8 protein-coding genes and 1 pseudogene are annotated in these 7,556 nt (G+C 63.8%); 4 read left to right on the top strand and 5 right to left on the bottom strand.

The window, feature by feature from the left end; all coding sequences use genetic code 11:
* The coding region (locus tag JOZ76_RS28220) for a cysteine desulfurase family protein (RefSeq protein ID WP_291704270.1) at positions 1-747 on the bottom strand (747 nt) is incomplete at its 3' end.
* 293 nt (positions 748-1,040) lie between these two features.
* Here JOZ76_RS28220 and JOZ76_RS28215 point away from each other — a divergent pair.
* Positions 1,041-1,688, top strand: a complete 648-nt coding sequence (locus JOZ76_RS28215) for an alpha/beta hydrolase (RefSeq protein WP_291692898.1) — start codon at positions 1,041-1,043, stop codon at positions 1,686-1,688.
* 65 nt (positions 1,689-1,753) lie between these two features.
* Complete coding sequence (locus tag JOZ76_RS28210) at positions 1,754-2,266, top strand: DUF1697 domain-containing protein (protein ID WP_291704268.1); 513 nt, start codon at positions 1,754-1,756, stop codon at positions 2,264-2,266.
* 6 nt (positions 2,267-2,272) lie between these two features.
* Here JOZ76_RS28210 and JOZ76_RS28205 read toward each other — a convergent pair whose 3' ends face one another.
* The 3 genes from JOZ76_RS28205 to JOZ76_RS28195 form a co-directional block, all read right to left on the bottom strand.
* Positions 2,273-2,596: a DMT family transporter gene (locus JOZ76_RS28205; RefSeq protein ID WP_291704266.1), complete on the bottom strand. Its 324-nt coding sequence runs from the start codon at positions 2,594-2,596 to the stop codon at positions 2,273-2,275.
* A 4-nt stretch (positions 2,597-2,600) separates the two neighbouring features.
* Entirely contained in the window at positions 2,601-3,278 is a 678-nt protein-coding gene (locus JOZ76_RS28200) for a glutathione S-transferase family protein (RefSeq protein WP_291704264.1), read from the bottom strand.
* An 84-nt stretch (positions 3,279-3,362) separates the two neighbouring features.
* The gene (locus JOZ76_RS28195; protein ID WP_291704262.1) at positions 3,363-4,466 is read right to left on the bottom strand and encodes an anhydro-N-acetylmuramic acid kinase; all 1,104 of its coding nucleotides are present in this window, start codon (positions 4,464-4,466) and stop codon (positions 3,363-3,365) included.
* Between the two features lie 163 nt (positions 4,467-4,629).
* Here JOZ76_RS28195 and tyrS point away from each other — a divergent pair, with 163 nt between their 5' ends.
* Positions 4,630-5,883 carry a tyrosine--tRNA ligase gene (gene tyrS, locus JOZ76_RS28190; RefSeq protein WP_291704260.1) on the top strand — a complete coding sequence of 418 codons (1,254 nt, stop codon included), beginning with the start codon at positions 4,630-4,632 and terminating at the stop codon, positions 5,881-5,883.
* An 87-nt stretch (positions 5,884-5,970) separates the two neighbouring features.
* Positions 5,971-7,188, top strand: coding sequence for an MFS transporter (locus JOZ76_RS28185; RefSeq protein WP_441300115.1), 1,218 nt, complete (start codon positions 5,971-5,973; stop codon positions 7,186-7,188).
* Here the strand turns inward: JOZ76_RS28185 and JOZ76_RS28180 are convergent.
* Positions 7,189-7,556 (bottom strand): annotated as a pseudogene (locus JOZ76_RS28180) (hypothetical protein); the annotation flags it as partial.

Here is a 7,556-nt window from a genome sequence, read left to right as displayed (position 1 = left end):
TGCCGCACCGAAACCGGCGATCCCCGCCACATCCTCGGTTCCCGCTCGCCGCCCGCGCTCCTGACCGCCCCCGCGCAACAGCGGCTCCAGGCCGGTTACGCCCTCGCCGAACGCGAGCGCGCCGACCCCTTTCGGGCCGCCGATCTTGTGCGCCGATAGCGTGACAAGGTCGGCTCCCAGCGCGCTGAGATCAAGGCGCATTTTCCCAAATGCCTGGATCGCATCGACGTGCAGCAGCCCTCCCGCCTCATGGACCGCCGCGGCGGCCCCGGCCACGGGCTGTACAGCCCCGGTCTCGTTGTTGGCAGCCATCAGCGAGACCAGCGCCGGCGGCCCGCTTGCCAGCATGGCGCTGAGCGCGCCCAGATCGACCAGGCCGGACCGCATCACCGGCACGCTTGCGATCCTGTCCGGCGCAAATCGCCCGCCAGCGAGAACGGAGGTGTGCTCGATCGCGGACACCAGCAGCCGCTCGACCGGCGGCCCGGACCCACGGCAAAGCCCCGGGCTCAGCGCCAGGGCGTTGGCCTCCGTCCCGCCCGAGGTAAACACGATATTCCGAGGCAGCGCCCCAAGGGCCTGCGCCAGCACGCCACGCGCCTCTTCGACCAGATGACGCGCCTGCCGCCCTTCGGCATGAACCGAGGATGGGTTGCCGGAAAGATCCCAGGCGGACGCCATCGCCACGCGTGCCTCCTGACGAAGCGGGGTCGTCGCGTTCCAATCCAGGTAAACTCGCTCAGGCATTTAGTAATATAATACCATTATGTTATCGCGGTCAGAGGCGGCTTTGCGGCGCGCACTGTGCAAGCCGCCGCGCGCGATTCAAGTAGGAAGCTAACGTCTTGAACGCACTATCAGATGTTCGAAATGCTTGATTCTTGCCCCTCGCCTCATGTTAGAACGCGGCCTCCATTCATCCATGCGCCACCCGCCGCCATGCCAACTGGCGCATGATCGCCGCTTCGATCGCAAGGTTCCGTCTGCGGACAGCCGTCTGACGCAAAGCTCGATCGATGTGCTCCCAAGAGGATTCACTGATGCCTGAAGTCATCTTCACCGGTCCTGCGGGCCGCCTGGAAGGCCGCTATCACCCGGCCAAGCAGAAGAACGCGCCGATTGCGATGATCCTGCATCCGCATCCGCAGTTCCACGGCACGATGAATCATCAGATCGTCTACCAGTGCTATTACGCTTTCGCGCATCGCGGCTTTTCCGTGCTGCGCTTCAACTTCCGCGGGGTCGGCCGCAGCCAAGGCTCGTTCGATCACGGCACCGGCGAACTGTCGGACGCAGCCTCGGCGCTGGACTGGGCGCAGACCATCAACCCGGAGGCGCGCGCCTGCTGGGTCGCCGGCTTCTCGTTCGGCGCCTGGATCGGCATGCAGCTTCTGATGCGCCGGCCCGAGGTGGAAGGTTTCATCTCGATCGCGCCGCCGGCCAATCTCTATGACTTCTCCTTCCTCGCGCCCTGCCCGTCCTCAGGCCTGATCGTGCATGGCGAGAAGGACGCGGTGGTGCCGCCGAAGGACGTCAACACGCTGGTCGAGAAGCTTAAGACCCAAAAGGGCATCGTAATTGACCAGCAGGTGATTCCGGGCGCGAACCACTTCTTCGATGGCAAGCTCGAGCCGCTGATGGAGACGATCACCGCCTATCTCGACATGCGGCTCGCCAACGTGCGCTAGCGCATGATCCGGAAAAGTGGATACCGGTTGTCCGAAAAGATCATGCGCAAACAATAAGGGCCTCAATGAGCGCGTTCATCGCATTGCTGCGGGCCGTTAATGTCGGCGGCACCGGCAAACTGCCGATGAGCGAGCTCAAGGCGATGTGCGAGGAGCTCGGCTTCGGTAACGTGCGCACCTACATCGCAAGCGGCAATGTGGTGTTCTCGAGCCGCAAGTCCGAAGTCGCGATCAAGGCAGCACTGGAGAAGCGGCTCGAAGCCTATGCCGGCAAAGCGGTCGGCGTGCTGGTGCGGTCGGCGCAGGAGATGGCCGAGGTCGCGGCAAAAAATCCGTTTCCGAAGGCGGCGCCCAATCGCACCATGGCGCTGTTTCTCGACCGCGCCCCGCCGGCCGATACGCTGTCGACCGTTCGCGGCCAAAGGGATGAAGAGATCGCTCTCGGGCGCCGCGAGATCTACGTCCACTACGGCGAAGGCATGGCCAAATCAAAACTCGTCATTCCCGCCGCCAAATCCGGCACCGCGCGCAACATGAACACGGTCGCGGTGCTCGCGAAAATGGCTGGGGAACTCTGAGGCTAGCTAGGCAAGCTTCAGCGTGGCTATCCCCACCATAACCAGCAGGATTCCGGCCAGCTTCATGCCGCTGAGCACTTCTCCGAACAGCACGACGCCCATCACCAGCGTTCCCACCGCGCCGACCCCGGTCCACACCGCGTAGGCCACGCCGACCTCGAGCGCCTGCAGGGCCCGGCCAAGCAGGAACACGAAGGCGGCAAGCAGCGCGAGTGATAGAAGGCTCCAGCCGAGGCGCGTGTAGCCCTCGGCATATTTCATCGAGACGGCCCAACCGACATCCAGAACGCCCGCGGTCACCAGAGCGAGCCAGGCAAGCTGCCGAGACATGGTGTTACGCGGCGACTTTCAACAGATGCGCGTCGTGGCGGATAAGGAAGCCGCGCAGCAGTTCGGGATAATCGGCTCCGACGGCCGAGCGAACACTCGGCCGCTTGGCAAGCTCTGCCCGCCATGTCCGAACTTTTGGCGTCTCCTTGAAGATGCCGAGGTCGGCAAGATCATCGAATACGTCAAAGTACCTGAAGACCGGGGCGAACACGGCATCCACCAGGCTGAACCCGTCGCCAGCGAAGAACGGTCCCGCGCCCAGTGCGGCGTCCACGCGCGCGAATTTCGCCGCGAGCGCCTGACGCTTACTCTCGAACGTCGCGGCTTCGGTCGTGGTTTCCAGTCCCCAGAGATCCCCGAGGATCGCGGAGCCGAATTCCATCCAGGCCCGGTGCTCGGCGCGCGCCAGCGGATCGGCCGGATGCAGACTCGGGCCGGTTTGCGTCTCCTCGATGTACTCGCAGATCACATTACTCTCGAACAGCGCCACCTCGCCCTTTTCGGTCGCGACGACGAGCACCGGCACCTTGCCGAGCGGCGAGATCTTTAAGAACCACTCCGGCTTCTTGGCGAGGTCGATGTCGACGCGTTCGAAGGGAACGCCCTTCTCGGTGAGCGCAATGACCGCGCGCTGCACATAGGGACAGAGCTTGTGGCTGATCAGTTTCAGGGGAGCGTTCACGGCGGGCCTCGCAGGTCAATGCATCTGCATCGACTTTGATGCATCTGCATGGAGCTTGTCAAGATGGATGCATCTGCATCCAGCTCACGGCCGCGCGATCAGCCCGCCGGTCATCGGCATGGGGACACCCGTGGTCGCCGGATAGCTCAGCGGCAGGCCCTTCATCCCGCGGGCGGCGAGGAAGCCAAAAGCCTGCGCCTCGATCGCATCCCCGGACCAACCGACCGCATCGGCGGCTTCGACTGTCGCCGGGGCCAGCTTTTCGCGCAGCATCCGCATCATGGTCAGGTTGCGGGCGCCGCCCCCGCTGATGATCCAGCTCTTCGGCTGCTTCGGCAACAACGGCACAACGCGCGCCATCGCGGCGGCCGTGAATGCCGTCAGCGTCGCCGCCCCATCCGCCGGCGCGACGGTACCGAGCTTCAGCCTGGCAAAATCGTTGCGGTCGAGCGATTTGGGCGGCGGCAGCGCGAAGAAGGGCAATGCGAGCGCGCGGGCCACCCAGGCCTCGTCGACTGTGCCCTCGGCCGCCATGCGGCCCTCGATGTCAAAGCTTTGGCCTGTTGTTCGAAACATGAAATCGTCGAGCAGCGCGTTGCCCGGACCGGTGTCGCAGGCGATCAGCGTGTTCTGGCCGTCGATATAGGTGATGTTGGAGACACCGCCGATATTGGCGACCACGATCGGCCCGTCCCGATCAAGCGATTGCGCCAGGGCCCGGTGATAGACCGGGACGAACGGCGCGCCCTGCCCGCCGGCAGCGACGTCGGCGGCGCGGAAATCATGGACCACGGGAATATGGATGACCTTGGCAAGCGCGGCCGCATCGCCGATCTGCACCGTCAGCCGCCGCTCCGGCCGGTGCAGCACGGTCTGGCCATGGAAGCCGACAATGTCGATCTCCTGGTTCGCGATCCGGTTCTGCGCGCTGAAGGCGGCGACCGCCTCGGCATGGGCCACCGTGACCGCGCGCTCGGCCTCGCGCAGCACGCCCGGCCGTTCCTCGCGGCTTGCGAGATGGACGGCCTCGGTCAGGGCCCGACGCAGCAGGCTGCGTTCACTGTCGGTATAGGGCCGATAGCTGGTCGGACCGAGTGCCCTGATCCGCCGCCCGTCGGTTTCGATCAATGCGACATCGACCCCGTCGAGCGAGGTGCCGCTCATCAGACCGAGTGCCGTCAACATCATGGGCGTCAGGCCTTCGCGATACGCCGTCCCTCACATCCAGCTTGTGCCAAACCGGCGCATCTTATAATGCCACAGCCAGCCGGGCAGCGGCACCCGTTGACATCAGGGGTTCCGCGATTTGTTGCAAATACCGCAAAACACCGATGATCGAAACCGCCGAAAAATGAGCACTTTTAAATCAGATTTTCTAAATATTCTCGGGGAACGCGGCTTCATCCACCAGATTTCCGATCCCGGTTCGCTCGATGCGCTCGCGGCTCGGCGCGAGCTTGTTGCCTATATCGGCTTCGACTGCACGGCCCCCTCGCTTCATGTCGGCTCGATGGTACAGATCATGTGCCTCTACTGGCTGCAGCAGACGGGCAACAAGCCGATCGCCTTGATGGGCGGCGGAACGACTCGGGTCGGCGATCCCTCCGGCAAGGACGAGACGCGCAAGATCCTTTCGATTGACGACATCGAGCGCAACAAGGACGGCATCAAGCAGGTATTCTCGCACTTTCTCCGCTTCGGCGAGGGCAAGGGCGAGGCCGTCATGCCCGACAACGCGGAATGGCTGACCAAGCTGAACTGGATCGAGATGTTGCGCGACATCGGCCGGCACTTCTCGGTCAATCGCATGCTGGCGATGGACTCGGTCAAGCTGCGTCTCGAACGCGACCAGGAGATGAGCTTCATCGAGTTCAACTACATGATCCTCCAAGCCTATGACTACTATGTGCTCAATCAACGTTACGACTGCCGGCTGCAGATGGGCGGCTCGGACCAGTGGGGCAATATCGTCAACGGCATCGATCTTGGCCGACGCATGGGCACGCCGCAACTGCACGCGCTGACGACGCCGCTGATCACTACCGCCTCGGGCGAGAAGATGGGCAAGACGGCGAGCGGCGCTGTCTGGCTCAACGCCGACATGAAGAGCCCGTACGCGTACTGGCAGTTCTGGCGCAATACTGAAGATGCCGACGTCCCACGCTTTCTGAAGCTCTTCACCACGCTGCCAATGAGCGAGATCGACAAGCTGGCCACATTGCAAGGCGCCGAGATCAACGAGGCCAAGAAGGCGCTGGCCGATGCCGCCACCACGCTGCTCCACGGTGCTGATGCCGCTCGACAGGCCGCGGAAACCGCGCGCAAGACGTTCGAGGAAGGCGCGATCGCGGAAAATCTCCCAACGATCGAGATTCCCAAGAGCGAACTCGACGCCGGCCTTGGCGTGCTGACCGCCTTCGTCAGGGCGGAGCTCGTCGCCTCCAATGGCGAGGCGCGGCGCCAGATCAAGGGTGGCGGCTTGCGTGTCAACGATGTGCCGGTGACCGACGAGAAAATGATGCTGACGAGGGCCAACCTCACCGGCGAAGGCGTCATCAAACTCTCGCTCGGCAGGAAGCGCCACGTCCTGCTCAAGCCTGCATAGGCGCATTCGCCATTTGCGCCTTGTCAGGGCTTAAGGAAACGCGCTCCCCTGCGGGCGATGGGTCAAAAGAGCCTTTTGGAGGACGCTTTGGCGGCGTCGGCGAAGCCGGCGCGTGTGGCGCTGTCCGTGCTGGCGCTGTGCTTCGTCCTGGCGGTGCTCGGCCGCGGGCTCATCGAGAGTTTTACCGTCTTCCTGAAACCGATTTCGCAAGATTTCGGCTGGGACCGCGCCGAGGTGGTCTCGGTCTATTCGCTGGCGCTGCTTGCCGGTGGAATGTCGTCGCCGCTGATCGGACGGCTGTTTGATCACGCAGGTCCCCGCACCACCTACACGCTCGGGCTCGGCCTGCTCGGTGCCGCATTCCTGATCGCGGCCTACGCGCAAAAACTGTGGCAATTCCAACTCGCGCTCGGGCTTGCCGCGGGTATCGGCGCAGCCCTGATCGGCAATGTGCCGAGCTCGATCCTGCTCGGCCGTTGGTTCGGCCCAAAACTGCCGACCGCGATGGCCGTGGTCTACGCGGCGGCCGGCGGCGGCGTGCTGGTGCTGCTGCCGGCCTCGCAAATCCTGATCGACCATTTTGGCTGGCGCGACACCTATCAACTGTTCGGCGCCGCGGCGCTGGTGCTTCTCGGTCCCCTCCTCCTGCTGCCATGGCGAGTATTCTCCGCGGGCTCGCCGCAGCTCGTCACGTACGCGACCACCGAGCTGACGGACGAGGGTTGGACGCTGGTGCGCGCGATGCGCCACCACGCTTTCTGGGCGCTGTTTTGGACCTTCTTCTTCACCGCGCTCGGAATGTATGCGATCGCGCCGCAGATCGTCGCCTATTTGATCGATGCCGGGTTTGCGCCGCTGCAGGCGGCCACCGCCTGGGGCTTTTCCGGCGTGGTACTGCTGTTCGGGATGCTCGGCGTGTCCTCGCTCGACGGCGTCATCGGCCGCAGGCCCTCGGTGCTGTTCAGCTACGCCGTCTCGATCGCCGGCATTTTGCAGCTCTGGCTGCTGCAGCGCTATCCGAATATCTTTCTGCTGACCGGATTCGTCGTCTGTTTCGGCAGCATGATCGGCTCGCGCGGTCCGCTCTTGTCAGCAACCGCGATGAAGATTTTTCGCGGCAAGCGCGTTGGCACCATCTATGGCACGATCCTGATCGGCAGCGGTCTCGGCTCGGCCTGTGGCTCCTGGAGCGGCGGCCTGATCCACGATCTCAGCCACAGCTATGACCCGGTGATCGCGTTCTCGCTCGTCGCCGTCGTGCTGGGAATGATTCCGTTCCTGGTGGTCCCCGCGCTGCGGCGCTAGCTAATTGCCGTTGTTGTTCGGCTGTGGGAAATCGAGCTGATTGTACTGTTTGCCGGTCGGGAACTCCATGATCTTGCGCAAGACCCCGGGCATGATGGCCGAGAGTGGATTGATGCGGACGTCAGGCTTGCTCGGCGTGCCGACGACCTGAAAAGTCACCCCGATCACGCCTTCATTGCTGCCGCCGCCCAGAAACAGGCCGAACAGCGGAATCTGCGCCGGCAGGTTGTTGAGCCCGTAGGCCGGGATGAAGGTGCCGCTCATCTGCACCTGGTTGGCAGGATAATCGATGTACCCCCCGATGGTCCCACCGATGATCGGTCCCTTCAACACGGCCTCGGACACGGTGAGCCTGCCGCTCTGCGAAA

It is taken from the genome of Bradyrhizobium sp., assembly GCF_019244115.1.
Lineage (GTDB): Bacteria > Pseudomonadota > Alphaproteobacteria > Rhizobiales > Xanthobacteraceae > Bradyrhizobium.
Note: the sequence above shows the minus strand (reverse complement) of the source record. Positions and strands in the feature narration are given on the sequence as shown.